Annotated in this window: 24 protein-coding genes and 1 pseudogene; 13 read left to right on the top strand and 12 right to left on the bottom strand. The window is 64.7% G+C overall.

The window, feature by feature from the left end; all coding sequences use genetic code 11:
- Window positions 1-197 precede the first annotated feature (197 nt).
- Window positions 198-2659 (top strand): annotated as a pseudogene (locus BRA471DRAFT_RS23710) (putative bifunctional diguanylate cyclase/phosphodiesterase).
- Here the strand turns inward: BRA471DRAFT_RS23710 and BRA471DRAFT_RS23705 are convergent.
- Window positions 2645-3913, bottom strand: a complete 1269-nt coding sequence (locus BRA471DRAFT_RS23705) for a serine hydrolase (protein WP_007611771.1) — start codon at window positions 3911-3913, stop codon at window positions 2645-2647. The pseudogene BRA471DRAFT_RS23710 and the gene BRA471DRAFT_RS23705 sit on opposite strands and share 15 nt — an antisense overlap.
- 63 nt (window positions 3914-3976) lie before the next feature.
- Window positions 3977-4540, bottom strand: coding sequence for a nitroreductase (locus BRA471DRAFT_RS23700; RefSeq protein ID WP_007611770.1), 564 nt, complete (start codon window positions 4538-4540; stop codon window positions 3977-3979).
- A gap of 148 nt (window positions 4541-4688) precedes the next feature.
- Here BRA471DRAFT_RS23700 and BRA471DRAFT_RS23695 point away from each other — a divergent pair, with 148 nt between their 5' ends.
- Entirely contained in the window at window positions 4689-4991 is a 303-nt protein-coding gene (locus tag BRA471DRAFT_RS23695; RefSeq protein ID WP_035975099.1) for a type II toxin-antitoxin system HigB family toxin, read from the top strand.
- Between the two features lie 10 nt (window positions 4992-5001).
- Complete coding sequence (locus BRA471DRAFT_RS23690; protein ID WP_007611768.1) at window positions 5002-5373, top strand: type II toxin-antitoxin system HigA family antitoxin; 372 nt, start codon at window positions 5002-5004, stop codon at window positions 5371-5373.
- A 6-nt stretch (window positions 5374-5379) separates the two neighbouring features.
- Here the strand turns inward: BRA471DRAFT_RS23690 and thrS are convergent, their stop codons facing one another.
- Entirely contained in the window at window positions 5380-7461 is a 2082-nt protein-coding gene (gene thrS / locus BRA471DRAFT_RS23685) for a threonine--tRNA ligase (RefSeq protein ID WP_007611766.1), read from the bottom strand.
- Between the two features lie 186 nt (window positions 7462-7647).
- Between thrS and BRA471DRAFT_RS23680 the strand changes: the two genes are divergently transcribed.
- Both BRA471DRAFT_RS23680 and BRA471DRAFT_RS23675 read left to right on the top strand, forming a co-directional pair.
- The gene (locus BRA471DRAFT_RS23680) at window positions 7648-8820 is read left to right on the top strand and encodes an MFS transporter (RefSeq protein ID WP_007611765.1); all 1173 of its coding nucleotides are present in this window, start codon (window positions 7648-7650) and stop codon (window positions 8818-8820) included.
- 92 nt (window positions 8821-8912) lie between these two features.
- The gene (locus BRA471DRAFT_RS23675) at window positions 8913-9305 is read left to right on the top strand and encodes a hypothetical protein (RefSeq protein ID WP_007611764.1); all 393 of its coding nucleotides are present in this window, start codon (window positions 8913-8915) and stop codon (window positions 9303-9305) included.
- 31 nt (window positions 9306-9336) lie between these two features.
- Here the strand turns inward: BRA471DRAFT_RS23675 and BRA471DRAFT_RS23670 are convergent, their stop codons facing one another.
- Together BRA471DRAFT_RS23670 and BRA471DRAFT_RS23665 are read right to left on the bottom strand one after the other, a co-directional pair.
- Window positions 9337-9663 (bottom strand): GrlR family regulatory protein, encoded by a 327-nt coding sequence (locus BRA471DRAFT_RS23670; RefSeq protein WP_007611762.1) that lies wholly within the window; start codon window positions 9661-9663, stop codon window positions 9337-9339.
- Window positions 9664-9830: 167 nt separating this feature from the next.
- The gene (locus tag BRA471DRAFT_RS23665) at window positions 9831-11177 is read right to left on the bottom strand and encodes an alpha/beta hydrolase (RefSeq protein WP_007611758.1); all 1347 of its coding nucleotides are present in this window, start codon (window positions 11175-11177) and stop codon (window positions 9831-9833) included.
- Window positions 11178-11506: 329 nt separating this feature from the next.
- Here BRA471DRAFT_RS23665 and BRA471DRAFT_RS23660 point away from each other — a divergent pair, with 329 nt between their 5' ends.
- A complete protein-coding gene (locus BRA471DRAFT_RS23660) occupies window positions 11507-12874 on the top strand; it encodes an APC family permease (RefSeq protein ID WP_007611757.1) in 1368 nt (455 codons plus the stop codon).
- A gap of 2 nt (window positions 12875-12876) precedes the next feature.
- Window positions 12877-14091, top strand: a complete 1215-nt coding sequence (locus BRA471DRAFT_RS23655) for a hypothetical protein (protein ID WP_088931132.1) — start codon at window positions 12877-12879, stop codon at window positions 14089-14091.
- Here BRA471DRAFT_RS23655 and BRA471DRAFT_RS23650 read toward each other — a convergent pair whose 3' ends face one another.
- Window positions 14092-14304 (bottom strand): hypothetical protein, encoded by a 213-nt coding sequence (locus BRA471DRAFT_RS23650; protein ID WP_007611754.1) that lies wholly within the window; start codon window positions 14302-14304, stop codon window positions 14092-14094.
- A 90-nt stretch (window positions 14305-14394) separates the two neighbouring features.
- Window positions 14395-14733 (bottom strand): membrane protein insertion efficiency factor YidD, encoded by a 339-nt coding sequence (gene yidD / locus BRA471DRAFT_RS23645; protein ID WP_035974203.1) that lies wholly within the window; start codon window positions 14731-14733, stop codon window positions 14395-14397.
- Between the two features lie 241 nt (window positions 14734-14974).
- On the opposite strand from yidD, the gene BRA471DRAFT_RS23640 reads away from it, so the two are divergent.
- The gene (locus tag BRA471DRAFT_RS23640) at window positions 14975-15874 is read left to right on the top strand and encodes a hypothetical protein (protein WP_035974201.1); all 900 of its coding nucleotides are present in this window, start codon (window positions 14975-14977) and stop codon (window positions 15872-15874) included.
- 58 nt (window positions 15875-15932) lie between these two features.
- Here BRA471DRAFT_RS23640 and BRA471DRAFT_RS23635 read toward each other — a convergent pair whose 3' ends face one another.
- A complete protein-coding gene (locus BRA471DRAFT_RS23635; protein WP_007611750.1) occupies window positions 15933-16388 on the bottom strand; it encodes an iron-sulfur cluster assembly scaffold protein in 456 nt (151 codons plus the stop codon).
- Window positions 16389-16619: 231 nt separating this feature from the next.
- On the opposite strand from BRA471DRAFT_RS23635, the gene folE reads away from it, so the two are divergent.
- The 4 genes from folE (at window position 16620) to BRA471DRAFT_RS23615 (ending at window position 20361) form a co-directional block, all read left to right on the top strand.
- Complete coding sequence (folE, locus tag BRA471DRAFT_RS23630) at window positions 16620-17312, top strand: GTP cyclohydrolase I FolE (protein WP_007602630.1); 693 nt, start codon at window positions 16620-16622, stop codon at window positions 17310-17312.
- Between the two features lie 27 nt (window positions 17313-17339).
- On the top strand, window positions 17340-17762 hold the full coding sequence (hisI, locus tag BRA471DRAFT_RS23625; protein ID WP_007611749.1) for a phosphoribosyl-AMP cyclohydrolase: 423 nt from the start codon (window positions 17340-17342) through the stop codon (window positions 17760-17762).
- Window positions 17763-17845: 83 nt separating this feature from the next.
- Window positions 17846-18979: a hypothetical protein gene (locus BRA471DRAFT_RS23620; protein ID WP_007611748.1), complete on the top strand. Its 1134-nt coding sequence runs from the start codon at window positions 17846-17848 to the stop codon at window positions 18977-18979.
- A 206-nt stretch (window positions 18980-19185) separates the two neighbouring features.
- Window positions 19186-20361: a DUF2336 domain-containing protein gene (locus BRA471DRAFT_RS23615; RefSeq protein WP_007611747.1), complete on the top strand. Its 1176-nt coding sequence runs from the start codon at window positions 19186-19188 to the stop codon at window positions 20359-20361.
- 111 nt (window positions 20362-20472) lie between these two features.
- Here BRA471DRAFT_RS23615 and BRA471DRAFT_RS23610 read toward each other — a convergent pair whose 3' ends face one another.
- The 3 genes from BRA471DRAFT_RS23610 to BRA471DRAFT_RS23600 all read right to left on the bottom strand — a co-directional run bounded on the left by BRA471DRAFT_RS23610 (window position 20473) and on the right by BRA471DRAFT_RS23600 (window position 22496).
- The gene (locus tag BRA471DRAFT_RS23610) at window positions 20473-21051 is read right to left on the bottom strand and encodes an Hpt domain-containing protein (protein ID WP_007611746.1); all 579 of its coding nucleotides are present in this window, start codon (window positions 21049-21051) and stop codon (window positions 20473-20475) included.
- A 31-nt stretch (window positions 21052-21082) separates the two neighbouring features.
- The gene (locus tag BRA471DRAFT_RS23605; protein WP_007611745.1) at window positions 21083-21628 is read right to left on the bottom strand and encodes a response regulator; all 546 of its coding nucleotides are present in this window, start codon (window positions 21626-21628) and stop codon (window positions 21083-21085) included.
- 88 nt (window positions 21629-21716) lie between these two features.
- A complete protein-coding gene (locus tag BRA471DRAFT_RS23600) occupies window positions 21717-22496 on the bottom strand; it encodes an NAD kinase (RefSeq protein WP_007611744.1) in 780 nt (259 codons plus the stop codon).
- A gap of 255 nt (window positions 22497-22751) precedes the next feature.
- Here BRA471DRAFT_RS23600 and BRA471DRAFT_RS23595 point away from each other — a divergent pair, with 255 nt between their 5' ends.
- Window positions 22752-24317 (top strand): S10 family peptidase, encoded by a 1566-nt coding sequence (locus tag BRA471DRAFT_RS23595; protein WP_007611743.1) that lies wholly within the window; start codon window positions 22752-22754, stop codon window positions 24315-24317.
- Here BRA471DRAFT_RS23595 and BRA471DRAFT_RS23590 read toward each other — a convergent pair.
- Window positions 24304-25692: a serine hydrolase gene (locus BRA471DRAFT_RS23590; protein WP_007611742.1), complete on the bottom strand. Its 1389-nt coding sequence runs from the start codon at window positions 25690-25692 to the stop codon at window positions 24304-24306. The two genes, BRA471DRAFT_RS23595 and BRA471DRAFT_RS23590, sit on opposite strands and share 14 nt — an antisense overlap.
- Window positions 25693-25702: the final 10 nt, after the last annotated feature.

Raw genomic sequence — 25702 nt, 5'->3', positions numbered from 1 at the left:
TGCGCACGTCCGCTCGCAATGACTATGCCGGACGCGCTCGGCGCCTTCGCACAACTGTCACAGTCTCTAACGCCCACTAACCAACGCCCGACTTTAAACTGTCATAATCGCCGAACGGAACCCGCGCTCGCGCTCTCTTTACACGCCGTTAAGTGCGGCTGCATTGGATGCGGCGGGAAAGTGCGTTGAGGACTGCCATGAGTGCCGTGAAGAAAGTGTCGGGAAAACCGGCCGCCGAAATGTTCGACGACATCCCGGTGCTTCAGCGCAAATGGCGTGCCGCGTTGAAGCCGGGCGAACGGCTGCCGCGCTACGAGGACGTGATGCTCGGCAGCCTGGGACGGCTCGCCGACCACATCGCGCTGCTCAAGGGCGACGGCGCGCTCGAACTGTCGCGCAGCGGACGTTACGTGCAGAAATGGCTCGGCGAAGAGCGTTGGGACATCCCGGTCGCCGCGCTCTCGCCCGATTGCGCCACCGCGCTGTCGGAAGCCGCGGCGAGTGCGCTCGCCAACGGGCGGCCGCACCTGGCCAGCGCCCATTGCGTGCGCGACGGCATGGTCAGGACATTTGATGTGCTGGCGCTGCCGACCGCATCGCGCTGGGGCGCGACGCTGGTCGGCGCCTACATCAACGAACGCGGCGCGCAATACAATCTCCTGGACGCGATCTTCGCTTCGACCGACGACGCGGTGGTCTCGCTGGCGACGCTGCGCGACGCGGGTGGCAAGCCGGTCGATCTCCAGATCGTCCACCACAACAAGAGTGCGGGCCTGCTGCTGAAGGCCGAAGGCGCTGACCTGTTGTGGCGCCGGATCGGCGAGGGAGACACGCTGCTGGCCTCGCTTGAGGTGATGGAATTCCTGCTCAGGGCCGTCTCCGGCGGTCGCGGCGAGCAACTCGAGATCGAGAGCGACGGACGGTATCTCCGGCTGAGCGCCACCGCGTTCGCCGACGTGGTCTCGCTGACGATCTCGGATGTCACTGTGTTGAAGCGGCGCGACGCCTCGTTCCGCCTGCTGTTCGACAACAACCCGATGCCGATGTGGGTGTTCGACGCCGCGAGCAAGAAGTTTCTCAGCGTCAACGACGCCGCGGTCCAGCATTACGGCTACAGCCGCGCCACCTTCCTGCGCATGAAGTTGCATGAGATCTGGCCGCAGGACGAATGGGGCAGCCACGCCGAGGCGCTCGAACGCATCGGCGACGCCTATCACTCCTCGCGCAACTGGCGGCATCTGCGCGCCGACGGTAGCGAGATCGAGGTGCTGACCTTCGGCCGCCGCGTCGCCTTCGACGATCGCGACGGCTATCTGGTCGCGGTGGTCGACATCACCGAACGGCGCAAGGCCGAGGCGCGGATCGCCCATATGGCGCACCATGACGGGCTCACCGATCTGCCGAACCGCGAATATTTCCAGGCGCGCCTGAAGCAGGCGCTCGACCAGGCCGGCGGAAAACGGGTCGGGGTGCTCTATATCGATCTCGACCTGTTCAAGAATATCAACGATTCCTTCGGCCATCCAGTGGGCGACCGCCTGTTGAAGGAGGTCGCCGCACGTCTGAGCGCCGCGGTCCGCGGCGCCAATCTCGCGGCCCGGCTCGGCGGTGACGAGTTCGCGGTGATCCTGGCGGCCGACGTCTCGCCCAACGAGGCCAGCGCCTGCGCGGGCTTGCTGATCGACATGCTGAAGGCGCCCTATGAGATCGACGGGCAGGAGATGGTGATCGGTGCCAGCATCGGCATCGCGCTGTCGCCCGGCGACGGTACGACGTCGGAAGAGTTGATGCGCAACGCCGACATGGCGCTGTATCGGGCGAAATCGGACGGCGGCGGCGTGCATCATTTCTTCGAGCGCGAGATGGATCTGCAGGCGCAGAAGCGCCGTAACATGGAGCTCGATCTGCGCCGCGCGTTTGCCAATGGCGAGTTCGAGCTGCACTACCAGCCGCTGGTCTCGATCGCCTCCGACCGCATCTCCGGCTTCGAGTCGCTGCTGCGCTGGCATCACCCCGACAAGGGCATGATCTCGCCGGCGGAGTTCATTCCGGTCGCCGAGGACATCGGCCTGATCACCCAGCTCGGTGAGTGGGTGCTGCGCGAAGCCTGCTCCGAGGCGGTGAAATGGCCCGTCGACGTCAAGGTCGCGGTCAATCTGTCGCCGGCGCAGTTCCGCAGCCGCAATCTGGTTCAGGTCGTGATCTCGGCACTGGCGCAGTCCGGCCTGTCGCCGACGCGGCTCGAGCTGGAGATCACGGAGTCGATCTTCCTGGCCGAGACGGACGCCAACCTCGCCATTCTGCATCAGTTGCGCGAGCTCGGCGTCAGCATCTCCATGGATGATTTCGGCACCGGCTATTCCAGCCTCAGCTATCTCCGCAGCTTCCCCTTCGACAAGATCAAGATCGACCGCTCCTTCGTCAAGGATCTGGCAGGGCGGCCCGATTGCGTCGCGATCGTTCGCGCGATCTCGGGGCTTGGCCGCAGCCTCAACATCACCACGACCGCGGAAGGTGTCGAGACCGAGGATCAGCTCGATTGGTTGCGCGCCGAAGGCTGCAACGAAGTGCAGGGATTCTTGTTCAGCGCGGCGCGGCCCGCCGCCGAGATCGCAAAACTGCTCGCCGATTTCGGCAGCGTGCTTCACGGGCGGCGTAACTCGGACGGATAACAGTCATAGACCAGCGCCTTGAAGGCGGGCGTGATGCGGCCGCGCTCGTTCTGGGTCTGCTGCATCAGCAGGTAGACCATGTCGAGCTTGGGATCGACGCCGAAATAGGTGCCGCTGCCACTGTCCCATTTCAACTCGCCGAGCGAGCCCGGCGGCGGCGGCTTGGCGTTGCCGGGATCGGTCCGCACCGCAAGGCCATAGCCATAGCCGAAGCCGTCGCCCGGAAAATAGAAGTAGTCGCGTCCCACGCCCGAACCCGGCCCGATATGATCGGTCGTCATGGCCTTGAACGCCGCAGGGCTCAGATAGCGCTTGCCCTCGAATTCGCCGCCATTGAGCAGCATCTGCGCGAAGCGCTGATAGTCGGTGATGGTCGAGAGCAGCCCGCCGCCGCCGGACTGCCATTCGGGATGGTCGAGGCGCTCGCGCTCGGCGGCGAGCAGGATGTTGTCGCTCGGCAGCGGCCGAGCCATCCGCGCGAGCTCGTCCTCGGTCGCCAGCGCGAACTTGGTGCTGCTCATGCCGAGCGGATCGAAGATGCGCTGCTTGAGGAATGCGTACAGCGTCTGGCCCGAGATGATCTCGATGACGCTGCCGAGCACGTCGGTGGAATGACCGTAGCGCCACAGCGTTCCCGGTTGCCGTGCGAGCGGCAGCCTTGCGATGCGTTCGGCGAATTCCCTGTTGTTGAACTGACCTTCGAAGATGTTCGCCGCCTTGTAGGCCTGCTCGACCCATTTGCCGCCGATATAGTCGTAGCTGATGCCCGAGGTGTGCCGCAGCAGATCCTCGATGTTGACGGGACGGACCGGGGCCACGAGATCCAGATGCAACGTGCCGTCGGGATTGGTGACTTCGAGTCCCACCTTGGTGTCGGCAAAGAGGGGAATGTATTTCGACACCGGGTCGGTGAGCGCGAGCTTGCCCTCGTCGATCAGCATCATCGCGCCAAGACACGTGACCGGCTTGGTCATGGAGTGGATGGCGAAGATCGTATCGGGCGTCATCGCGAGGCCCGTCCTGGTGTCGCGCACGCCGAAAGTCTTCAGATAGACCGGCTTGCCGTGCTGCTGGACCAGCACCACGGCGCCCGGCAGCCGGCCGCTCGTTACCTCGTTGTCGAAATAGGCTGTGATGCGGTCGAGTCCGTCGGACGACGGAGCAGGGGTGTCGGCGGCGCGTGCCCGCGCCATCGTGCCGGCCAGCAGCGCGGCTCCGACCAGAAATTCACGACGCTTCATCCGGGCTTCCTCCCTTGCCGGGATCAAAGCCGCAAGACGTCGAAGGCGTCAACACGCCTTCGATTAAAATCGCGTCACGATTTCGGAAAGGACCGGTCGCGGACGGTCCTCGCTCGGCTTGGTCGGCTTGCCGATATGGACGAAGCCGGCGAGCTTCTCGTCCGGCTTGAGGCCGAGGCCATCCAGCACGTCGCGATCGAACGAGAACCAGCCGGTCAGCCAGCAGGCGCCGTAGCCGAGCGCGGTCGCTGCCGTGACGATGTTCATGACGCTGGCGCCGGCCGACAATTCCTGCTCGAAGGCCGGCACCTTCGGGTGCGGCTTGGTGAAGCTGACGATGCCGATCACCAGCGGCGCATCCATGAGGCGTTTGCGCTCGGTCTCGACATCGGCCGCCGGCGCGCCGGGATTCTTCCGGGCAAACACCTTCGCGATCACCTCGCCGGCGCGCTGGCGCGCATCGCCCTCGAAGATGATGAAACGCCAGGGCGCGAGCTTGCCATGGTCGGGCACGCGCGCGCCGATGGTGAGGATGGTCTCGAGCTCGGCCGGGGAGGGGCCGGGTCCGGACATCTCGCGCGGCTTGACCGAGCGGCGGGTCTTCAGGAGTTCAATGGCGTCGGGCACGGGGAATTCCTTGTGAGACTTCTGTCCCTGTCGGAGATAGGCCCGGCCGAAGACGATTGGAAGGCATTTTAGAGGGATTATGAGGGCCGGGTCCTGCGCCAGTCGGAGAGTTTTGGTCCCAGCTTGGGACTATGCTAAGATGGCTTGGATGAGGATCATAGCGCTGATCACGGTCAAGGCGCTTCTCAGCCGGAGCGGCGACGTTTCCGATGCCCGCGAGCCCTTGATGGCGTGGTTCCGGCAGGTAAAGCAGGCTGACTGGGCAAAGCCCGCAGATGTCAAAAGGGACGTTCGCAGTGCCAGCATCCTCCGGGATGGCCGCGTCGTCTTTAACGTCGCCGGCAACAAATATCGCGTGGTGGTCTGGATCAACTATCCATACCGTGTGGTCTATATCCGCTTTGTCGGGACGGATCGGCAATACGACGTGATCGATGCGCAAACCGTTTAGAAGGTCGATGATGGAAATTGCGCCAATCAAATCCAACCGGGACTATCGCCGCGTTCTCAAGGAGATCGAGACGTTGATGAGCGCACGGCGCAACACGCCCGAGGGCGATCGACTCGACGTACTCGTGACGCTGGTGGAGGCGTGGGAGCGGAAGCACTATCGCCTGGACCTTCCGGACCCCGTGGAGGCGATCAAGTATCATATGGAGCAGAGTGGCTTGCAGCCGAAGGACTTGATCCCGTTTATCGGCAGCCGGAACCGGGTTCACGAAGTGCTCAACGGCCGGCGCGAATTGACGCTCAGCATGATCAGACGGCTGCATGAGGGCCTCGGCATTCCCGCCGAGTCCCTCATCAAAATCCGTCAAGACCGAGCCGCCTGAACGCCGTCAGACCGCGTCGCGCGCCCGCTTCACATCCGGCGGGGTCGCTTCGTCGACGAGGGCGGCGATGGCCTCCACCGTCGTCGTCACCTGCTGACCGTCACTGCCGAGCCGGCGGATCGAGACCGACTGCGTCTCGGCCTCTTTCTTGCCGACCACGAGCAGTGCCGGAATCTTGGCCAGCGAATGTTCGCGGACCTTGTAGTTGATCTTTTCGTTGCGCAGGTCGATCTCGGCCCGAAGTCCCGCGCGCCGGACCTGCTCCAGCACCTGCTTGGCATACTCGTCGGCTTCCGACGTGATGGTGGTGACCACCACCTGCACCGGCGACAGCCAGAGCGGGAAGTTGCCGGCATAGTGCTCGATCAGGATGCCGATGAAGCGCTCCATCGAACCGCAGATCGCGCGGTGCACCATCACCGGCGGCTTCTTGCTGCTGTCGTGGTCGATGTAGAACGCACCGAACCGTTCCGGCAGGTTGAAGTCGACCTGCGTGGTGCCGCACTGCCAGTCGCGGCCGATGGCGTCGCGCAGCACATATTCGAACTTCGGTCCGTAGAAGGCGCCTTCGCCCGGATTGATCTCGGTCTTGATGTGATTGTTCTGCGACTGGATCTCGCGCAGCACCGTCGCCATCACCCGCTCGGCGTGATCCCACATCGCGTCGGTGCCGACGCGTTTCTCCGGCCGGGTCGACAGCTTCACGGTGAGATCGCCGGTGAAGCCGAAATCGGCGTAGGTCGACAGGATCAGCTCGTTGATCTTCAGGCACTCGTCGGCGAGCTGATCCTCCATGCAGAAGATGTGCGCGTCGTCCTGGGTGAAGCCGCGCACGCGCATCAATCCATGCATCGCGCCGGACGGCTCGTAGCGATGCACCACGCCGAACTCGGCGAGCCGCAGCGGCAGGTCGCGGTAGCTCTTCAGGCCATGCTTGAAGATCTGCACGTGGCCCGGGCAGTTCATCGGCTTGAGCGCGAACCAGCGCTTGTCCTCGGCCTCCTCGCCGGCCGACTGCGCCGCGAACATGTTCTCGCGGTACCAGCCCCAATGGCCGGAGGTCTCCCACAGCGACTTGTCGAGGATCTGCGGGGCGTTGACCTCGCTGTAGTCGCCGGCCAGGCGCCGGCGCATATAGGCGATCAGCTGCTGGAAGATGGTCCAGCCCTTGGCGTGCCAGAACACGACGCCCGGACCTTCCTCCTGGAAGTGGAAGAGGTCGAGCTCGCGCCCGAGCTTGCGATGGTCGCGCTTTTCCGCTTCCTCGATCTGCTTCAGATAAGCGTCGAGGTCCTCCTGCTTGGCGAAGGCCGTGCCGTAGATGCGGGTCAGCATCGGGTTGTTGCTGTCGCCGCGCCAATAGGCGCCCGCCACCTTCATCAGCTTGAAGGCGTTGCCGACCTTGCCGGTCGAGGTCATGTGCGGGCCGCGGCAGAGATCGAACCAGTCGCCCTGGTAATAGATCTTGATCGGCTCGTTGCCGGGAATGGCGTCGACCAGCTCGACCTTGAACGCCTCGCCCTTGTCGCGGAACACCTGTTTGGTCTTTTCGCGATCCCAAACCTCCTTCGTGAAAGGCTTGTCGCGCGCGATGAGCTCGCGCATCTTTTTCTCGATCGCGGCAAAGTCTTCCGGCGTGAACGGCTCGTTGCGGAAGAAATCGTAATAGAAGCCGTTCTCGATCACGGGGCCGATGGTGACCTGCGTGCCCGGCCACAGCGTCTGCACGGCTTCGGCGAGCACGTGGGCGCAGTCATGGCGGATCAGCTCGAGCGCGCGCGGATCGTCGCGGTTGATCAGCTCGATCCTGGCATCGGCTTCGATGGGATCGTCGAGGTCGGAGACCACGCCGTCGAGCGCCATCGCGACCGTGCGCTTGGCCAGCGACGGCGAAATGCCTTTGGCGAGTTCGAGGCCGGTGATGCTCTTGGCGTATTCGCGCCGGGCGCCGTCCGGGAAGGTGAGGGTGATTTTTTCCGGTGGGGTCACGGGTCTCAAATTGCTGAGGCTGTACTGGAAGCCGGATTCGGATTTGGGCTGTTCGGACTTGGATTGGTCCTTGGACGGGTCCTTGGGCTGGTCGGTCATGGCATGTCTCCTGAGGCTCACTCCTGCGAACGAGCGCAGGTAAGCGGGAACGAGCGATATATCAGGCGATTCGGCCTGCGCAATCCGGCATTTCCAAGAAACCGGCGCGCAAAAGCGGGGGCGCTGCACGAACTATTCCGGGCAACGCCCTTTAACTGGACGCAGGGCGGTTCTACATGCGTTTGCATGGAAAATGCACGCGCCGGCCGTTTCGCGCCAACCGCCCTGATGCTCGGCAATCTCGTCACCGGCTGCTCGGTCTTGGCACCGGCGGGCATGCTGCCGGAATTGGCGAGCGGGCTCGACGTCAGCATCCATGCGGCCGCACTCCTGATCACCTTCGGGGCTGTTATCCTGTGCATAGGTTCGCCGCTGACGGCCTGGCTCACCAGCCGGATCGAGCGCCGGACGCTGCTCACCACGACGCTGGCGGTGCTCGCCTTTGGCAACCTCGCTTCGGCCTTTGCGCCCGACTATGCAAGCCTCCTCGTCATCCGCCTGGTGATGCTCGCGGTCGGCGCGCTCTACACGCCGCAGGCCGCCGGCACGGCGGCGTTGATCGTGCCGGTGGAGCGTCGCGGCAGCACGATTGCCTACATTTTTCTCGGCTGGTCGCTCGCTGCCGCCGTCGGCCTGCCGCTGATCACCTTCATCGCCAGCCGCTATGGCTGGCGCGCGGCCTATGGCGGGATCGGCGCGCTCGGTTGCGTCAGCTTGCTGCTGTTGCTGATGCGGCTGCCGGGGGGCTTGAAGGGGACGCCGGTGGATCTCAAGACCTGGGGCGCGGTCGGTCGCAACAAGACCATCCTGCTGCTGCTTGCGATCACGATGTTGCAGATGTCCGGGCAGTTCGTGGTGTTCACCTTCATGGGGCCGCTGCTCAACAAGCTGACCGGCGCAGGGCCCGATGCGATCGGCATGGTGTTCGCTCTCTATGGCGTCTGCGGCTTCCTCGGCGTTGTCATCGCGACCCGCATCGTCGACACCTCTGGGCCCTATCGCACCTCGCTGGTCTTCACCTGCCTGCTGCTTGCTGGAATCACGGGCTGGGCGCTCGGCGCCGGCACGCTCGTGTTGATGGCGGGTGCGGTCGCGATCTGGGGCCTCGGCTTTGCCTCGACCAATTCGATGCAGCAGGTGCGGCTGGTCTCGGCCGCACCGTCGTTGGCATCGGCGACCGTCGCACTCAACACCTCCGTCCTCTATATCGGGCAGGCGGTCGGCTCTGCCGTCGGGGGACTGCTGTTCGCCCGCGAACTCCCGCATACGCTCGGCTTCGTCGCGGTCGGTTTCGTCGTGCTGGCGCTGATCCTGGTGGTACTGACCCGGCCCCGGCCGGCAACTGCCGCCCCGGCCTGAACGTAAGCGTGTCCGTATGCGCAAGGTGCTTGGCAAACCGCGCGCCGGAAGGCTAGAAGGCCGGTCATGGGGACCAAAGAGGGTTGACTGAAATGAGGATGATTCTGGCGGTTGCCGCGGTGCTCTATTCAGCCTCCGCGTTTGCGCAAGCCGACAAGCCACCACCGATGGTCGGGGACAAGCCGTTGGTGCAGGTCAAGCCCAAGGGCACCAAGGCGGGTACCAAGGAGGCTGCGGCCAAGCCGGCTGCGGCGCCGAAGGGCAAGCCGCAATCGATCGCGGCGCGGCTCCAGGCCTGCCTCGACCTCGATGACGGCACCAAGGACCGGCTCAATTGCTACGACGCCGTGATCCCCCCGGCGCCAAAGCCGAAGCCGGCGAAGGCCAAGGGCTATGCGGATTGCCGTTTCTTCAAGGAAGAGGACGAGCGGCTGGCCTGCTTCAATGGGTTTGCCGAGAGCATTCCGAAGCTGCCAAAAACCTGAGGCCAATGGCTAAGGTCTGGAAGCCGGACGGTTAGTCGCTGATCCGGCTCAGCACGGCCCTGAAGGCAACGCCCGGCAGTTGCAGTGCGGTGCCTTCGAATTCCGCCGTGTCGCCATCCTCCCGTCCCGCGAGCGTCAGCGTGATCCGGTCGAGACCGAACAGTGCCTTGAAGCACGGGTCGTCATTGTGGCGCTCGGTCGAGATCTTGACCCTGATGCTGTCGCCTTCGCCCGTGCAGGTGCCGATGAATGCGAAAGCGGAATTGCCGCCGCGCATCTTGCCCTCGGTCACGTAGACGACGCCACAACCCGTCCCGTGAACCGTGTGGAAGTCGACCTTGTAGAGTCCCTGACGCACTGCCTGTCCCCGCAGAATTCCAAATTCAACTTGGCCGGCAAAGTATGATTGTTGCCAGTGGAAGCAATCCGGTCGGCCTCGGGACCGTCGGCCATCAACATCACATTTTGATCAAGGCTCGAGAGAATTGCGGGCCGTGCAGCCAGATGCCGACGGGCGCAATATCGCTACCGGCTCGACGCAGATGGATTGGTGGAGGCAACCCGCGTGAGCGCGAGTGATGGAGTCGCCGACATCTTCACCAGTACGTCCTTGAGCGGGTCCCGCGTCCACGCTCGGGTCACATAGTCACGATGGGTGATGCCGTCCCCGGTTTCGACGAACACCACGCTGCCCGGACGCAAGGGGCCGTCCATGTCTTCGGAGACGGTGATGCCCTTCTGCCGCAGGGTGCTCATCAGCTCGCGGTCGCGCCGCGCGGTGTAGCGGGTGTAGGAGCTGACGAAGAAGCCGGAGCGGTGGCTCTCGATCCATGAGGCGAACTTGTCCATTTCGCCGTAGACGGCGTCGAGCAGCACGACGCCGCGGACACGGTCGCCGATGCCGCCGACTTCGAGGCTCCAGGCCGTCGGCAGGAAGCCGCCGCTGTAGCCGACGATCACGATCGGCATATTGGCGAAGGCGCGGGCGCTGTTGGGATCGCCGGTGAGCCGGGCCAGATGGTTCGCAGATTCGTCCAGGAAGCGCTTGAGGCCGCCGGCCTGCCAGAATTTTCCGGCGCTGGAATCGGCAGCGTCAACCGCCATCTGCGGCGCAAGCAGGATGGCGTTGGCGCCGGAATCGGTGATCTGTTGCGGCACCAGCTGGCGGTCGCGCACGTCGCGCTCGAGTGTTGCGCCATTGCCGTGGAAGAACACCACGATCACGCCGGGCTTCCGCACGTCGAAATGTTCGGGCACGTGCATCAGGACGCGGTTATCGTTGTAAGTCTCGTCCTGCCAGAACACGCGCCCGGAATAGCTGCGGTGGCCGCGGCGGTCGCCTTTGGAGATGTTGAGGAACGGCGCGTCGGAGGCGGGGTTGTTGCCGAAATAGGGGAAGGCTGACGACTTCATGCTGACGAGCGTCGTCAGGTCCTCGCGTGGCGGACGCTGGTAGGGGGCCTGCGGCGCGAGCGAAGCGACCTTGTAAGGCGCCTGCTCCGGCTGCTGCTGCACGGCGCGCTTGGGTGAGAAGTCCGACATCTGCCGTTGCAGAAAACCCTCGCTCGCGGATGGGAAGCGCTCCCTGAACTGGGGGGCCGGGAAGCGATCCTCGAAGGTGTCGTTGCTTGCGACTTGCTGGTTTGTCTTCGCAACGACCTGAACGTTGGCTTGGGCGTTATTGCCTTGGGCGTTGGCCTGCGAGTTCGCCGCGAGCGCTGCCGGATTGGGCGCCTTGCCGCATTGAACCAAGGTCAGCGACAACGGCACCAAGGCTGAGATCAGAGCGACCCGAAGCGCACGACCGCGTGCGCCGGACGTGGTCCGGTCGGCGCGGATGTCAGCTCTCGGTTTCGGAACGGCCCCGACCATTCACCCATGACCCCAAGTCATGACCACAAGTCCATCGGCAATCATTAAGGCAATTGAGCCGATGGGCGTTTAGGCGACGTTAAGTGTCCGGAGAAACTTCCCCACATCCGGAACGCTCAAAAGGACCACGCAATCGTGTCGTGATTGTGGGGAAGGGAAACGTGATGTGCCGGTGTTTGGGAGGGTTTATTGGCCCAGACCTCGCATTAATGGTGCTGCAGTACCGATTTGGCCCGCCTCATTTAACCCTTGTTAACCCTGCTTGAATTGACTGGACCGAACTGCACGATGCTTCCCACGAGGCGTGACGCCTGAGGTTGAGGACGGCGATGACGGCATCAGATGCGGGTACTGCACCCTGGACCAGCCGGCTGACCGGAAGCGGGTCGGGGGTCTCCGTTCTGGTCGCAACCGCCATCGTCGTGGCCGACATGATCGGGGTCGGCGTCTTCACCAGCCTCGGCTTCCAGGTCAAGGACATTCCCTCGGGCTTCTCGATCCTCTTGCTGTGGTCCGTCGGCGGCATCGTCGCGCTGTGCGGCGTGTTCTCCTACAGCGAGCTCGGCGCCATGTTTCCGCGCTCGAGCGGCGAATACAATTTCCTTGGCCGCGCCTATCATCCCGCCTTCGGCTTTCTCGCCGGCTGGGTGTCGGCGACGGTTGGTTTTGCAGCACCCGTCGCGCTCGCCGCGATGGCCTTCGGCGAATACGCCAAATCGGTCGTGCCCGGTGTGCCGCCGATCCCGCTTGCCATCGCCGTGGTGTGGCTGGTCTCGCTCGTGCAATTGACCGGCGTCAGGCACTCCTCGACCTTCCAATTGATCTCGACCATTCTGAAGGTCGTGCTGATCGTCGCCTTTCTGGTCGCCGGCTTCGTCGTCGGCGTGCCGCAGCCGATCGCCTTCACGCCGCAGGCGGGCGATCTCGCGCATATCGTCAGCGCGCCTTTCGCGATCGGGCTCGTATTCGTGATGTATTCGTTCTCGGGCTGGAATGCCGCAACCTACATCATCGGCGAGATGAACATGCCGCAGCGGGACCTGCCGCGTGCGCTGCTCGCGGGCACGCTGATCGTGCTCGTGCTGTACGTCGCGCTGAATGCGGTGTTTCTCCATTCGACGCCGGTCGGCGCGCTCGCGGGTCAGCTCGACGTCGCCAGCGTCGCCGGCAGCGCGATCTTCGGCAATCTCGGCGGCCGGATCGTCGGCGCGATGATCTGTTTCGGCCTGATCTCCTCGATCAGCGCGATGATGTGGATCGGCCCGCGCGTGATGATGACGATGGGGGAGGATATTCCGGCGCTGCGCGTGTTCTCGCAGAGATCGGTGCGCGGCGCGCCGGCCTATGCCATCCTGTTTCAGCTCGCCGTCGCCAATCTGCTGCTGTTCACCCGCAGTTTCGAGGCCGTGCTCGACTTCATCCAGTTCGCGCTCTTGTTCTGCTCGTTCTTCACGGTCGCCGGCGTCATCAAGCTGCGCATCACGGATCCCGATTTGCCGCGGCCCTATCGCGCCTGGGGATACCCGTTCACGCCGCTCGTTTTCCTGCTCGTGACCGCCTTCATGATGTACTATTTGTTGACCGAGCGGCTCGTGCAATCGCTGTCGGGGATGCTCGTCATGCTCTCGGGCCTTTTGATTTATGCTGTTTTCCGCAGGCGGCCGGTCGCCGCTGGCACTTCATCACATCGCGAATAGACATGTTTCGACCCATGAGAATTGCGGCCGTCGCTTTCGCCTTGCTGGCTGCGGCCGTCTCGTCCGCACGTGCCGCCGAGGCAACCTTCGATGACACCGCGCGCTTCCTCGCGGGCATGCAGCCTTCTGCGAATTCGCCGCTGGCGCCGCTCACAAAGGACCCGGGCTGGCAACGCCACGCAAGATTCTTCGACGGCGCGTTCGCCCAGCTTGAGGAGCGCCAGCTCTCGAAGATCCGCAACTGGGCCGACGTCAATCTGGCCGCGCCCAGGCCGACCATGTTTTATTTGTTCAGCGGCCCCGATTTCCTCTACGCCAACGCCTTCTATCCCAAGGCCAGCACTTACGTGCTCGGCGCGCTGGAGCCGGTCGGTGCGGTGGCGGACCTGACGCGACTGCCGCGCGGTTCGGTCGGCGCCGCGCTCTACAATGTCGAGCGCTCGCTCGGCTCGATCCTGAGTTTTTCCTTCTTCATCACCAAGCAAATGAAGGTCGACCTGCACACCAACCAGGTCAACGGCACCTTGCCGATCCTCTACGTCTTCCTCGTCCGCTCCGGCAAGACCATCCGCAATGTCGAGATGGTCGCACTCGACGACAAAGGCGGCGTGCATGTCGGCAACGACAATCCCGGACCGAACGCGACGCGCGGCGCCCGCATCACCTTCGCCGGCCCCGACGGCGAGGCGCGCACGCTGTATTATTTCTCGACCGATCTTTCCAATTCAGGTGCACGCGCAGCCGGCTTCCTGAAGTTCTGCGAGACGCTCGGCCCCGGCAACAGCCTGATCAAGAGTGCGTCTTATCTGCTGCACTCCGGCAATTTCACCGTGGCGCGCGACTGGTTGCTCGCCAACAGCGCGACCATCGTCCAGGACGATTCCGGCATTCCGCTTTCGAACTACAATTCGCGGCAATGGCGCTTCTTCCCGTTCGGCCGCTATCTCGGACCCATCAGCGAATTTCCCGGCCGCTACCAGGAACGTTACGCGGCGCTGTTCACGCGCGCCCAGCCGATCGATTTCGGCGTCGGCTACCGCTGGCGTACGCACGAATCGAACCTGCTGCTGGCGGTGAAGGTGCCGGGAAGCGAGACGGCGCCCGGCGCGGAGACCACCTCGTCCGCCGAGCCGTCGCCGAAACCGCCGCGTCCGAAGCGGCCACGTCCGCCCGAGCCGGTCCCGCCGCCACCCGGGCGCTTTTTCTGGTCCCGTTGATTACCAGTGCACGCTCTGGCTCGGCACGATGAACGCCGTCGTACTGGGCGGCGTGGCCGTGCTCGCCGCCAGATACCAGCCGGAGCCGACGACGAGCATCAGCAGAGCGATGATGGCGATCATGTCGAGGGTTCTGGGATCGTGGCCTCGCGAACCACCCCGCGAATCCGGTCCAGACCTGACGTGAAAATGAGGGCTGATTTTCCAGCGCATTGTTTTTCCTCCCGTGGGAGCAGCAAATCAACGGGAGGAAAGAATTTCGGTTCCACTCAAGGTCGCGACACGTGAGGCGCCGCGTCGTGCTCAGGATGCGTTGACGCCGCGCCAGCGGCCGTAGCGCCAGGGCGAGTACCAGCGCGCACCCTGTGGCGCGGTGAGGGGCACGTTGTCGATGCCCGAGGTGCCGAAGGGGTTGCAACGGAGCAGGCGTGCGAGCGTCATCCAGCCGCCGGCCCACAGCCCGAACCGTTCGATCGCCTCATCGCCATAGGCGGAGCAGGTCGGCAGGTGCCGGCAATTGTAGCCAACCAGCGGCGAGAGCGTGTGGCGGTAGAGCCAGATCAGCGCGCGGCCGAATCTGCGTGGAAGCAGGAGCGCGCCCGCGACGGAATTGGAACAGTGCTCGCAGGCTGATTGCTTCATGGGCGCTTTGCCGAGATCGTGGGCGAGGTTCTGCGCGGTTCCGGCGCAGGGAACTATAAGCTGTTGTTTGTACGTCATATTTTGCATGCTTTTTGGGAGCAGTGCAGCAAGTGCCTATGGACGAGCTGTATTCCCCCGGATACCATTTTTGTGACGTTCATGTGAGACTCATTGGAACGTCAGAACGGGGCTTGGCTGAGTCGGCTCGCCGTGAGGCTTGGGACTTGGGGAAGGGACCAGTTTGAAACTTCTGAAGTCGCTCAAACTTCGCGGCTGGTTGCTGGTGGGAACCGCTGCTTGTGGAGTCGTGCTGGCTGGCGCCGTCGCGACGCTCGGGTCGTCGGCTCGGGCCGGTGCTGCCCTTGAAGAGCGCAAGCTGCCGATGAAGTTCGGCTGGGTCGCCTGCGAGCCGAATTGCCGCGGCTGGGTCAGTGCGGTCGGCATCATCACCGCCGATACGCCCAGGGATTTCGAGGAGTTTTCGCGCGGACGCCAGCTCGGCGGCGCCACCGTGGTGCTCGATTCCAGCGGCGGTTCTGTCAACGACGCGATCACGCTCGGCCGGCGCTTTCGCAATCTCGGACTTTTGACCACGGTCGGTGTCAGCGTTCAGAGCCGCGGCGGGCAGACGGTTCGTCCGGCGGTCGCGCCTGAGGCTTATTGCGAATCCATGTGCGTGTTCCTGCTGCTGGCGGGCAAGAAGCGCTACGTGCCGGAAACGGCCCATGTGCGGGTCCACCAGATCTGGATGGGCGATCGCGCCGACGATGCCAAGGCCGCGAGCTACAGCGCACAGGACCTGATGATCGTGGAGCGCGATATCGGCCGGCTCGCCAAATACACGTTCGACATGGGTGGTGCCGGCGATCTGCTGTCGCTCGCGCTGAGCGTCCCGCCGTGGGAAGATCTGCACGAGCTCGATGCAGGCGAGCTCAAGCTCACCAATCTCGTGACGACGAATCTCGCGGTCGACGTGCTGCCGCATGTCGACATCTCCGCGCCGGCAATGGCGGGGCTTGCACCGAAGAGCCAGGCGAGGTTCGGTGCGGAACCGGAGCAGTCTGCAAAGTCCACCAAGACGGCGGAAGCCCTGGTGCCGACGGGCGGCGTGGCCACGCCGGTTGCGGCGTCGCAGAAGTAAGCCTCGAAATCTGATCCCATTTGCGGGCCGAGCGACGAGCCCGGATCAGCCTCCGTAATCAGCCTTGCGCCCCAGCCGGCTGCTTTGCCTTCGCCTCGATCTGGCCGATGGCATCGACCACGGCATCGAAGGTCAGGAGCGTCGAGGCGTGGCGCGCCTTGTAGTCGCGGACCGGCTCGAGGAACTTGATCTCTGCCCATTTGCCTTCAGGAGGCGCGCCGTTCTCCTTCAGCATCTTGCGAACAGTTTCGCGTAACTCACGGAGTTCGCTCGCAGTCGATCCGACGATCTGACTTGCCATGATGGATGAAGAAGCCTGTCCCAGCGCGCACGCCTTCACGTGGTGGGCGAAGTCGGTGACCTTGTCACCCTCCATCTTGAGGTCGATCTTGACGGTCGAGCCGCACAGCTTGGAGTGGGCGGTAGCGGTGGCATCGGGATCCGGCAACCGTCCGAGCCGCGGAATATTCCCGGCCAGTTCGATGATCCGCTTGTTATAAATGTCGTTCAGCATGTGATGGAGTCCAGCAGGATCGGCCTTGGCGTGCGCCGTCCACGGCCTTATATAGGGTCGGAACTGGCGGAAAAACAGCCCGGCGCTGCAGCACTGGTGTGATCCAGGACCCTGTTGCCGACGTTATAATTTGCAGACCTTTTCGCCGAAACTGTTCTCTCAGGCGTCCGGCGGTCCGCCGCCCCGTCTGCCGGTGACACTCCGGCCGCAAGGCCGTCGAACGGAGTCGACATGGACGCTACCATCAAATCCATCCGCCCCAACAAGCCCTCCGATCGGCAGCCCGAGAGCCGTCCGGCGGAGCTCGATCCTTCCGAATTCCTCGCAGCCGCCGTCCGCGCCGACCAGCCGCGCCCGGCGCGCGCCGAGGCCGAGCAGGCGGTGAAGACACTGCTCGCCTATATCGGCGAGAACACCAACCGCGAGGGCTTGCTCGACACGCCGCGCCGCGTGGTCGAGGCTTTCGACGAACTCTATCAGGGCTACCACCAGTGCCCGGCCGAGGTGCTCGATCGCACCTTCGGCGAGACCGCCGGCTATGATGATTTCGTCCTTGTGCGCGACATCGAGTTCACCTCGCAATGCGAGCATCACATGATGCCGTTCTACGGCAAGGCGCACATCGCCTATACGCCGGTGGAACGCGTGGTCGGCCTGTCGAAGCTTGCGCGCCTCACCGACATCTTCGCTCGCCGGCTCCAGACCCAGGAGCACATGACCGCGCAGATCGCGGCGGCGATCGACGAGATCCTCAAGCCGCGCGGCGTTGCCGTGCTGATCGAGGCCGAGCATACCTGCATGTCGGTGCGCGGCGTCGCCAAGCATGGCGCCTCCACCTTCACCAGCCGCTTCACCGGCATGTTCCGCGATAATCCGGCGGAGCAGGCTCGTTTTCTGTCCCTGGTGCGAGGCCTGCAGCGCTGACCTCGCGAACAGACCGGCGAGGGCGTTGTGTCCGCTCACTCCCATGAAACCGAGGAAGGTCTCGCCTTCCTTCCCAGGTTCGACGCGGCCGGCCTCGTGACGGTCATCGCGACGGACGTTGCCACCGGCGACGTGCTGATGGTCGCGCACATGAATGACGAGGCGCTGCGCAAGACCATCGCGACCGGCGAGGCCTGGTACTTCAGCCGCTCGCGCAATGCCTTGTGGCGAAAAGGTGAGACCTCAGGTCAGACTCAGCGCGTGGTCGAGATCCGCACCGATTGCGATCAGGATGCGGTCTGGATCCGCGTCGAGCAGATCGGCGCGGCGTGTCACACGGGCCGCCGCTCCTGCTTCTACCGCAAGGTCGAGGCCGACGACGGCGGCGCCAGGCTCGTCTTTGTCGATGCGGACAGGCTGTTCGATCCGGACGCGGTGTACAAGAAATAGTCCTTCCGTCCTGCGGAGGTGCCGGCCCGAATTAACCCCGCATTAACCATGCCTGTCCCACGGTGAGACGACAGGGCGCCGAATTGCCGGCGCCGCTCAACGCCGCACGGGCCGGGCACTTCATCATGTCGGTCGACAATTCCAGTGTCTCACAGCCGGCGGTTCTCGATCCGTCGCGGGCACGCGTCGCCGGCGCGATCAATCAGGTCTCCAACCGGACCGGCGTCAGCTTCCAATACATGCTGACCACCGCCAAGATGGAATCGGATTTCGATCCCACGGCGGGGGCGACTACGTCATCCGCACACGGGCTCTACCAGTTCATCGACCAGACTTGGCTCGGCACCGTGAAGGAAGCCGGCACCCAGCTCGGCTATGGCAACTATTCCGATGCCATCACCAGGACGTCGTCGGGCACCTACACCGTCGATGATCCCGCGATGAAGCGGTCGATCATGAAGCTGCGCGACGATCCGGAGGCCGCCTCCAGCATGGCGGCTGCGCTGACGCAGTCGAACAGCTTCAAGCTCACTGGCCTGCTCGGCCGCAGGCCGTCCGACAGCGAACTCTATATGGCGCATTTCATGGGCGTCGGCGGCGCCGCGAAACTGATCGCCAATGCCGAGGACAATCCGCAAGCGGTCGGCGCCCGGTTGTTTCCTAACGCTGCGTCCGCCAATCGCTCGATCTTCTACGCCAGGGACGGCCGCGCGCGCAGCGTTTCCGAGGTCTATTCGGTGCTGGATGCACGCTACGCCAGCGCGGCAAATTCGAAAACCACCCGCAGCGCGATGGCGATGTATGGCGGCACGCCGTCGACCACGCAGGTCGCGAGCGCCAACGGCGTACAGCCTGCCGCGCCGCTGATCGACAATGCCGCGTATCTCCAGACCTTTCCGAACACACGCGCGGTGACGCCGGTCAGCGCGACGGCGCCAACGACGGTCGCGGACAATGCACCGATCAGGCCGGTGTTTCGCTCGATTTATCAGCCCGGCGACACTACTCAGCCGGTCTCGACGACCGTGCAGAAATTGTGGGGCAACAATGCCTCGCTCACCTCGGTCGCACCCGCGACCTCGGTCGCACCCGCGACCACGGTCGCACCCGCGACCACGGTCGCACCAGCGACCTCGGCCGCATCGGCGACGCCCGACGTCCGGCCGCCCCAGCCTCTTGATCTCTTCAGCGATCGCAGCGGCACGTTCTCAAGCTAATTCGCGTGCCCGTGTCTCGGATACGTCGCAGCGTGAACGCTGCGCGCAGGTCCCGGCGCGTGCAACAGGCCGCCTTTGTTCCCTTAACAAAACGTCAATAAAACCAGCCAGTTATGGTGAACGCTTTGTTAAGCGTCGTGGTTTATTTTGTGTTGCAGGTGACAAGCCGTCACCGCTTCGTCTTCGTTGCGTAAGCCGGAAGCACCATGATCGTTCGGCAGTTCATCAATTGGATCAGGACGGCGCCCGCTGGTGAGCGGGCCGAGGCAACGCGGGCGCTGGCCCGGGCCTGGCTGATCTCAGACCTTTCCCATGACGACCGTATTGCCGCCGAAGGCGCGCTTCTGATGCTGCTCGACGATCCCTCGCCGCTGGTGCGGCAGGCGATGGCCGAGGCGTTTGCGCGCAGTACTGAGGCGCCGGCGTCGATCGTGCGGGCGCTGTCGGCGGACCAGCCGACCGTCGCGTTGCCCGTGCTCGAACATTCTCCGCTGCTGATCGACGCCGATCTGGTCGACATCGTCGCGACCGGCAACGAGGAGGTGCAGTGCGCGGTCGCCCGCCGCATCGCGCTGCCGGTATCGGTCTGCGCTGCCATTGCCGAAGTCGGCTGCGCGGCGGCAGCGCTCGAGCTGATCGAAAATCCTCATGCCGAGCTTGCGCCGTTCTCCTGGGATCGCATCGTCGAACGTCACGGCCATCTCGCCGCGATCCGCGAGGCGATGCTGGTGCTGGAGGATCTGCCGTCCGCAACGCGCGCCGCGCTGGTGGCAAAACTCTCGGAGACGCTGGCTCAATTCGTCGTGGCCCGGAACTGGCTGACTGCCGACCGCGCCGAGCGCATCGCGACCGAGGCGCGCGACCGCTCCACCATGAACATCGCGGCGCGCTCCCGCGGCGAAGACATTGAAGGTCTTGTTCGGCACCTGCGCATCACCGGCCAGCTCACCGCGGGTCTCATTCTGCGCGCGCTGCTGTCGAGCAATCTCGACCTGTTCGATGCGGCGCTGGCTGAGCTTGCCGAGCTGCCGCAGGCGCGCGTGTCCGCGCTGCTGCACGATCGCGGCGGCAACAGCCTGCACGCGCTGCTTCGCCGCGCCGGGCTTCCCGAGGCGACGTTTGCAGCCTTCCAGGTCGCGCTCGATGCCTGCCACGAGCAGGGCTTCGTCGACAGCGACGACAATGCGGCGCGGCTGCGCCGCCGCATGGTCGAGCGCGTGCTCACCCATTGCGAGACCGATCGCGGCGCGACCGAGCCGCTGATGGTCTTGCTGCGCCGTTTCGCCACCGAATCCGCGCGCGAAGAGGCAAGGCTGTTCTGCGACGAGCTGGTGGCGGAGGAGGCGGTTGATCCGGTCTACGACGATCTGATTGCGGCGTAGTTCAAGGCCGACCCCACACTCCGTCATTGCGAGCGCAGCGAAGCAATCCAGAATCCCACCGCGGGGACAGTCTGGATGCTTCGCTGCGCTCGCAATGACGACAGGAAAGAGCTACCCGGCCGGCGCGATGCTCGGCGCCAGGATCACCTCGAGATGCTCTGGTCGATCGCGGTTGGCGTCGGCGAGATAATCGTCGGCGACCTTGCGCAGGCGCCGGCTGAGCTCGGCGGAGACGCTGATGGTGTCGAGCTTGGTGTTCTCGTGCACGATGGCGAGGATGGCGTTGATGTGGTGCGTGAACAGCTCGGCCGGCACCTTTTCGAGATCGGGCGCGTGCTCGATGACGCGGCACAGGCTCTCGGCTACGCCCGCCGCCGCCGGATAGCCGAAAGTCGCGGCATCGCCCTTGATGTCGTGCGCGGCGCGAAACAACTCGTCGCGCCTGTCCTTGGTGAAGCCATCGTGCCGGATGGCGACGTAGGCCGCCGACAGCCGGTTGATCTCGGTCGCCATCCAGTCCTTGAACTCGCCGGCGAGGCCGGCGAGCGCCTGTTCGGCGCGGCCGACCGGATCGTCCATGTCCTTCTCTTCGACGCGGCGCAGGACCGCCCGCAGCGGGTTGGGCTGCGTGATGATTTGATGCGTGGCGAAGGCCGTGATCTCGATGTCTCTTGCGCTGTTCTTCGCCATGATATCGGCCTCGATCGTGAGAGACGTTGCGCTAGATGGAGGAGCGGGCCTTGTCGAGCAGCGAGGGCTGCTGCAGCACCTCGTGCTTTTCGCCGACGCGGCGCTCGGGGCCCATATAGGCGGAGTTGATGTTGCGGCGCCGGTCCGGGCCGAAATAGGTCTTGGTCTTGATGAAGGGGCGGGGACTGGCGACCACGTTGAGGATGCGCTGGTAGAGCCCCTTGGCCGAGATAGGCTTGGCCAGGAATTCGGTGACGCCGGCATCGCGCGCCACCGTGACGCGGCGCTTCTCGGAATGGCCGGTCAGCATGATGATCGGCGCGTAAGGATTGCCCTTGGATTCCGGCTGCCGGATCATCTGCGCCAGCTCGAGCCCGTCGAAGATCGGCATGGCCCAGTCTGTGATGACGATGTCGGGCACGTAATGGCTGTACATTTCCAGCGCCGTGGCGCCGTCCTCGGCCTCGTAGACTTCGCGCGCGCCAAAGGAATGCAGCAGCGTCCGCAGGATGCGGCGCATGTGCGGATTGTCGTCGCAGACGAGGAAACGCAGCTTGTTGAAATCGATGCGGAACATGGAGCCCGGGCCGGAGCGGTCAACTTTCGTTAACCATATCTCGCCGGGGGTTAATGAAGGGTTGCGATCGGCAGTCCGGCGAGGCGGCTCAGGAGCCGAACTGCTCGCGCAGAATGCGCTCTTCCAGGCTGTGACCGGGGTCGAACAGCATGCGCATCGAGATGGTCTTGTCGGACAGCACCTCGACGCGGCGAACATCGCGCACCTCGTCGTGGTCGGCGACCGCCGCCACGGGGCGTTTGTCGCCCTCCAGCACCTCAATCACGACATAAGCCGTGTTCGGCAGCAGCGCGCCGCGCCAGCGTCGTGGACGGAAGGCGCTGATCGGCGTTAGCGCGAGGAGCGCGGCGTTGATCGGCAGGATCGGTCCCTGGGCGGACAGATTGTAGGCGGTCGAGCCGGCCGGCGTTGCCACCATGATGCCGTCGGCGATCAGCTCGGACATGCGCTCGCGCTCGTCGATCAGGATCCGCAGGCGCGCGGCCTGGTAGGTCTGCCGGAACAGGGCGACCTCGTTGATGGCGTGATGCAGGTGGACGCGGTCGTTGGCGTCGGTCGCGCGCATCAGGAGGGGGTGGATTTCGGATTCCTGCGCTGCCTCGAGACGGGCTCGAAGATCGACGGTCGAGTACTCGTTCATCAGGAAGCCGACGGTGCCGCGGTGCATGCCGTAGATCGGCTTGCCCGTATGCATGTGCTGATGCAGCGTCTGGAGCATGAGACCGTCGCCGCCGAGTGCGACCACGATGTCGGCCTCCTTCGGATCGCAATTGCCGAATTCGCTGGTGAGCTGGCCGAAGGCGGCTTGCGCCTCGCTGCTCGGGCTGGCGACGAAGGCGATCCGGTCGTATCGCGCTGGCTTGGTCATGGCTTCCGGGCAGGGCCGCTGGCTGGAGAAAGTTCCGCCGGGCTCGTCTAACGATGTCGACCTCGATTGTCGAGGATGACCGCCCTTCAAACGAGACCGGCAACTGCCCATTCCGATTTGAGGACGAAACCGGCTCGATTTGTGCCCAACCGGGCTCTTCGGGCACCACCGGAGCCATGATCCCCCAAACCGTCGCAATTCCGCGCTAGCCTTACAGTCCGCGCCGGTGGTCGTCGCCGGGCAGGGAGAACGATCATGGCCACGAATATGCCGGCGCTCCGCCGTGCGACCCTAGTGCTGGCGGTGTCGGCATTCGCGCTCGCCGGATTTGCGCGTGCCGACGATCCGCCGCAGCCGCGCGCCGAGGCGGCGGCGCCAGCCGGACAGAAGGGCGGACGCGGCGGCGCACAAAGCGCTTCGCAGAGTTCATCGTCATCCGCCGAGCCGCACCGTCTTCCGTCGGATTCGACCACCAAGCAGACGCTCGATCTTCCCGGCCGCACCCTCAATTTCGCAGCGACCGCTGGATCGATCCGCGTGTTCGACGGCAAGGGCGAGCCGCTGGCCGACATCGCCTATACATCCTATGAACTCGACGGCGCCGACCGTGCGACGCGCCCCGTCACGTTCCTGTTCAACGGCGGGCCCGGCGCGTCCTCGGCATGGCTCCAGTTTGGCGCGGCGGGGCCGTGGCGGCTGCCGCTCGATGGCGAAGCTCTGTCTCCGTCCGCCTCGCCCGAGGTGAAGCCGAACGCGGAGACCTGGCTCGATTTCACCGATCTCGTCTTCATCGACCCCGTCAGCACCGGCTACAGCCGGTTCGTCGCGACCGGCGATGACGCGCGCAAATCGTTCTACTCCGTCGACGGCGACGTCAATTCGATCGCGTTGGTGATCCGCCGCTGGCTCGAGAAACACGACCGGCTGACCTCGCCCAAATACGTTGCCGGCGAAAGCTATGGCGGCATTCGCGGACCGAAGGTGGTGCGCCAGTTGCAGCTCCAGCACGGCGTCGGGGTCAGGGGATTGATCCTGGTGTCGCCGCTCCTGGACTTCCGCGAGTTCACCGGCACCAGCCTCCTGCAATATGTCGCGACGCTGCCGAGCTATGTGGCGGTCGCGCGTGAGGCGAAAGGCCCGGTCAAGCGCGCCGATCTCGCCGAGGTCGAGGCTTACGCGCGCGGCGAATTCCTGGCCGACCTCGTCAAGGGCGAGGCGGACAAGGAGGCGACCAATCGTCTTGCCGATAAGGTCGCCGAGCTCACCGGCATCGAGCAGGCGGTGAGCCGCCGGCTTGCCGGCCGCTTAGACGTCGGCGAATTCCGCCGCGAATTCGACCGCAAGAGCGGCAAGGTGACGGGGCGCTACGATGCCTCGGTGCGCGGCTTCGATCCCTATCCGGATTCGAGCAGCTCGCGGTTCGGTGATCCCTCCGGCGATGCGCTGCAGGCGCCGCTGACGAGTGCTGCGGTTGACCTGTTGACACACAAGCTCAACTGGCGGCCCGATGGCTCCTACGAGGTGTTGAACGGCGCCGTCGAAGGCCACTGGGATTTCGGCCGCGGCATCAACCCGCCGCAGTCGGTCTCCGAGCTGCGCCAGATCCTCGCCACGGATGCGAAGCTGAACGTGCTGGTCGCGCATGGCTTGTTCGATCTCGCCACGCCCTATTTCGGATCGAAGCGGGTGCTCGACCAGTTGCCGGCCTTCGCAACACAGCGGGTCAAGTTCGTGGTCTATCCCGGCGGCCACATGTTCTATTCGCGCGACGGCTCGCGGCAGGCGCTTCGGAGCGAGGTCGAGACACTCATTCGGGAGTAGGCCGGCGCTTGCGCGGCTTGTATCGCCGCGCGATCTCGCGCGCCACGACGGCCGCAGGCTTGATATTGGCGCCAGCGATCCAGACGCCGCTGACCTTGCCGCGCTTGTCGCGGACGCGGCGCACCGGCTCGCCGTGGCTGGAGTAGCCGGCGGCCCAGGCGAGCTTGCCGGTGTCACGGCCGGTGACCTCGATCTCGGCGGCGTCCATGAACGGGTTGTTGAACTGGGGATTGGCGACCAGCACGCGGTTGCCCGCGGGTACCAGATCGGTCGCGCCCCAGATCGTCCACCAGCGGCCAGTCCAGTCCCGCACGCGGCGGTCGGGTGCGCCACGGGTCTGGAAGACGCGCAGGATCTGCATCGCGCCATCCATCCAGAACGGCGCCGCGCCGTCGATGGAGTTGCTGAGGATGCTGATCGCGAGCTCGCAAGCGGGGATGGAGCAGGTCCGGGAGATGTAACCTTGAAAGCCGCCGCCATGGCCGAACCAATCCCAGCCGTCGGTTTTGCCGGCGTTGACGCCGAGGCCGTAATAGGCCTCGAAGCTTTGCGGCACGCGCCAATGGTTTCGCGTCATCTCGCGTCGGCTCGCGACCGATAGCACGCTCTTCTTCGCATTGGGCGCGAGCTGCGCGTAGAAGCGGGCGGTATCGGCGGCGGTCGCGATGAAGCCGGCGGCGGCGGCCATCGCGTGGGTGGTATTGTCGCCGGGGATCACGCATCGCTCTCCGTAGGGCAGCTTGCGGGTGTGGCCGCGCGCGAACGGCGCACCCTTGGGAAGCGGCGCGTCCGGCTCGGTCTCGCGCAGGCCCGCAGGTTCGATGATCTCGCGCTTCATCCAGGCGCGGTAAGGCTCCTTCGTCACGGCCTCGATCACGAGACCGATCAGCCCAAAGCCGTGATTGGAATATTTGAAGCGTGTGCCCGGCTCGATTGCGGTCGGCAGCTTTAATGCCGCGAGCAGCTCGCTCGCGTCGAGATAGGGACGGCTGTCGATAAACTGGCCGGAATCGGCGCCGTCGCGCGTCAGTCCCGCGCTGTGCGAGAGCACTTGCGCAATCGTCGTTTCCGCGACGCGCGGATGCAGGCCGGCGACATATTGACCAATGGGATCGTCGAGCCGGAGCTTGCGCTGCTCGCGCAGCTTCATGATGCCGGCCGAGGTAAAGCTCTTCGAGTGCGAGGCGATGCGGAAGCGGTGGCGCGGGGTGAGCTTCTCGCCGGTGTCGAGATTGGCGAGGCCGAATGCGTGCTCGGCGACGGTTTCGCCGCGATGGGCGAATGCGATGACGACGCCAGGCTGCTGGATTGTGGTGTGCTGGAATTCGATCCAGGAGCCGATGTAGTCGATCGCGGATCGCAGCCACTTGTCCATTGCGCACCGA

The organism is Bradyrhizobium sp. WSM471 (genome assembly GCF_000244915.1).
Lineage (GTDB): Bacteria > Pseudomonadota > Alphaproteobacteria > Rhizobiales > Xanthobacteraceae > Bradyrhizobium.
The sequence above is the reverse complement of the archived record's forward strand: the minus strand, read 5'-3'. Positions and strand labels throughout refer to the sequence as shown.

Coding starts and splice junctions, on each gene's coding strand:
- BRA471DRAFT_RS23705 (WP_007611771.1), bottom strand. CDS start 3,913: ATGAAGCGTCGTGAATTTCTGGTCGGAGCCGCGCTGCTGGCCGGCACG.
- BRA471DRAFT_RS23695 (WP_035975099.1), top strand. CDS start 4,689: ATGAGGATCATAGCGCTGATCACGGTCAAGGCGCTTCTCAGCCGGAGC.
- BRA471DRAFT_RS23690 (WP_007611768.1), top strand. CDS start 5,002: ATGGAAATTGCGCCAATCAAATCCAACCGGGACTATCGCCGCGTTCTC.
- thrS (WP_007611766.1), bottom strand. CDS start 7,461: ATGACCGACCAGCCCAAGGACCCGTCCAAGGACCAATCCAAGTCCGAA.
- BRA471DRAFT_RS23680 (WP_007611765.1), top strand. CDS start 7,648: ATGGAAAATGCACGCGCCGGCCGTTTCGCGCCAACCGCCCTGATGCTC.
- BRA471DRAFT_RS23675 (WP_007611764.1), top strand. CDS start 8,913: ATGAGGATGATTCTGGCGGTTGCCGCGGTGCTCTATTCAGCCTCCGCG.
- BRA471DRAFT_RS23665 (WP_007611758.1), bottom strand. CDS start 11,177: ATGGTCGGGGCCGTTCCGAAACCGAGAGCTGACATCCGCGCCGACCGG.
- BRA471DRAFT_RS23660 (WP_007611757.1), top strand. CDS start 11,507: ATGACGGCATCAGATGCGGGTACTGCACCCTGGACCAGCCGGCTGACC.
- BRA471DRAFT_RS23655 (WP_088931132.1), top strand. CDS start 12,877: ATGTTTCGACCCATGAGAATTGCGGCCGTCGCTTTCGCCTTGCTGGCT.
- BRA471DRAFT_RS23650 (WP_007611754.1), bottom strand. CDS start 14,304: ATGCGCTGGAAAATCAGCCCTCATTTTCACGTCAGGTCTGGACCGGAT.
- yidD (WP_035974203.1), bottom strand. CDS start 14,733: ATGAAGCAATCAGCCTGCGAGCACTGTTCCAATTCCGTCGCGGGCGCG.
- BRA471DRAFT_RS23635 (WP_007611750.1), bottom strand. CDS start 16,388: ATGCTGAACGACATTTATAACAAGCGGATCATCGAACTGGCCGGGAAT.
- folE (WP_007602630.1), top strand. CDS start 16,620: ATGGACGCTACCATCAAATCCATCCGCCCCAACAAGCCCTCCGATCGG.
- BRA471DRAFT_RS23615 (WP_007611747.1), top strand. CDS start 19,186: ATGATCGTTCGGCAGTTCATCAATTGGATCAGGACGGCGCCCGCTGGT.
- BRA471DRAFT_RS23610 (WP_007611746.1), bottom strand. CDS start 21,051: ATGGCGAAGAACAGCGCAAGAGACATCGAGATCACGGCCTTCGCCACG.
- BRA471DRAFT_RS23605 (WP_007611745.1), bottom strand. CDS start 21,628: ATGTTCCGCATCGATTTCAACAAGCTGCGTTTCCTCGTCTGCGACGAC.
- BRA471DRAFT_RS23600 (WP_007611744.1), bottom strand. CDS start 22,496: ATGACCAAGCCAGCGCGATACGACCGGATCGCCTTCGTCGCCAGCCCG.
- BRA471DRAFT_RS23595 (WP_007611743.1), top strand. CDS start 22,752: ATGGCCACGAATATGCCGGCGCTCCGCCGTGCGACCCTAGTGCTGGCG.
- BRA471DRAFT_RS23590 (WP_007611742.1), bottom strand. CDS start 25,692: ATGGACAAGTGGCTGCGATCCGCGATCGACTACATCGGCTCCTGGATC.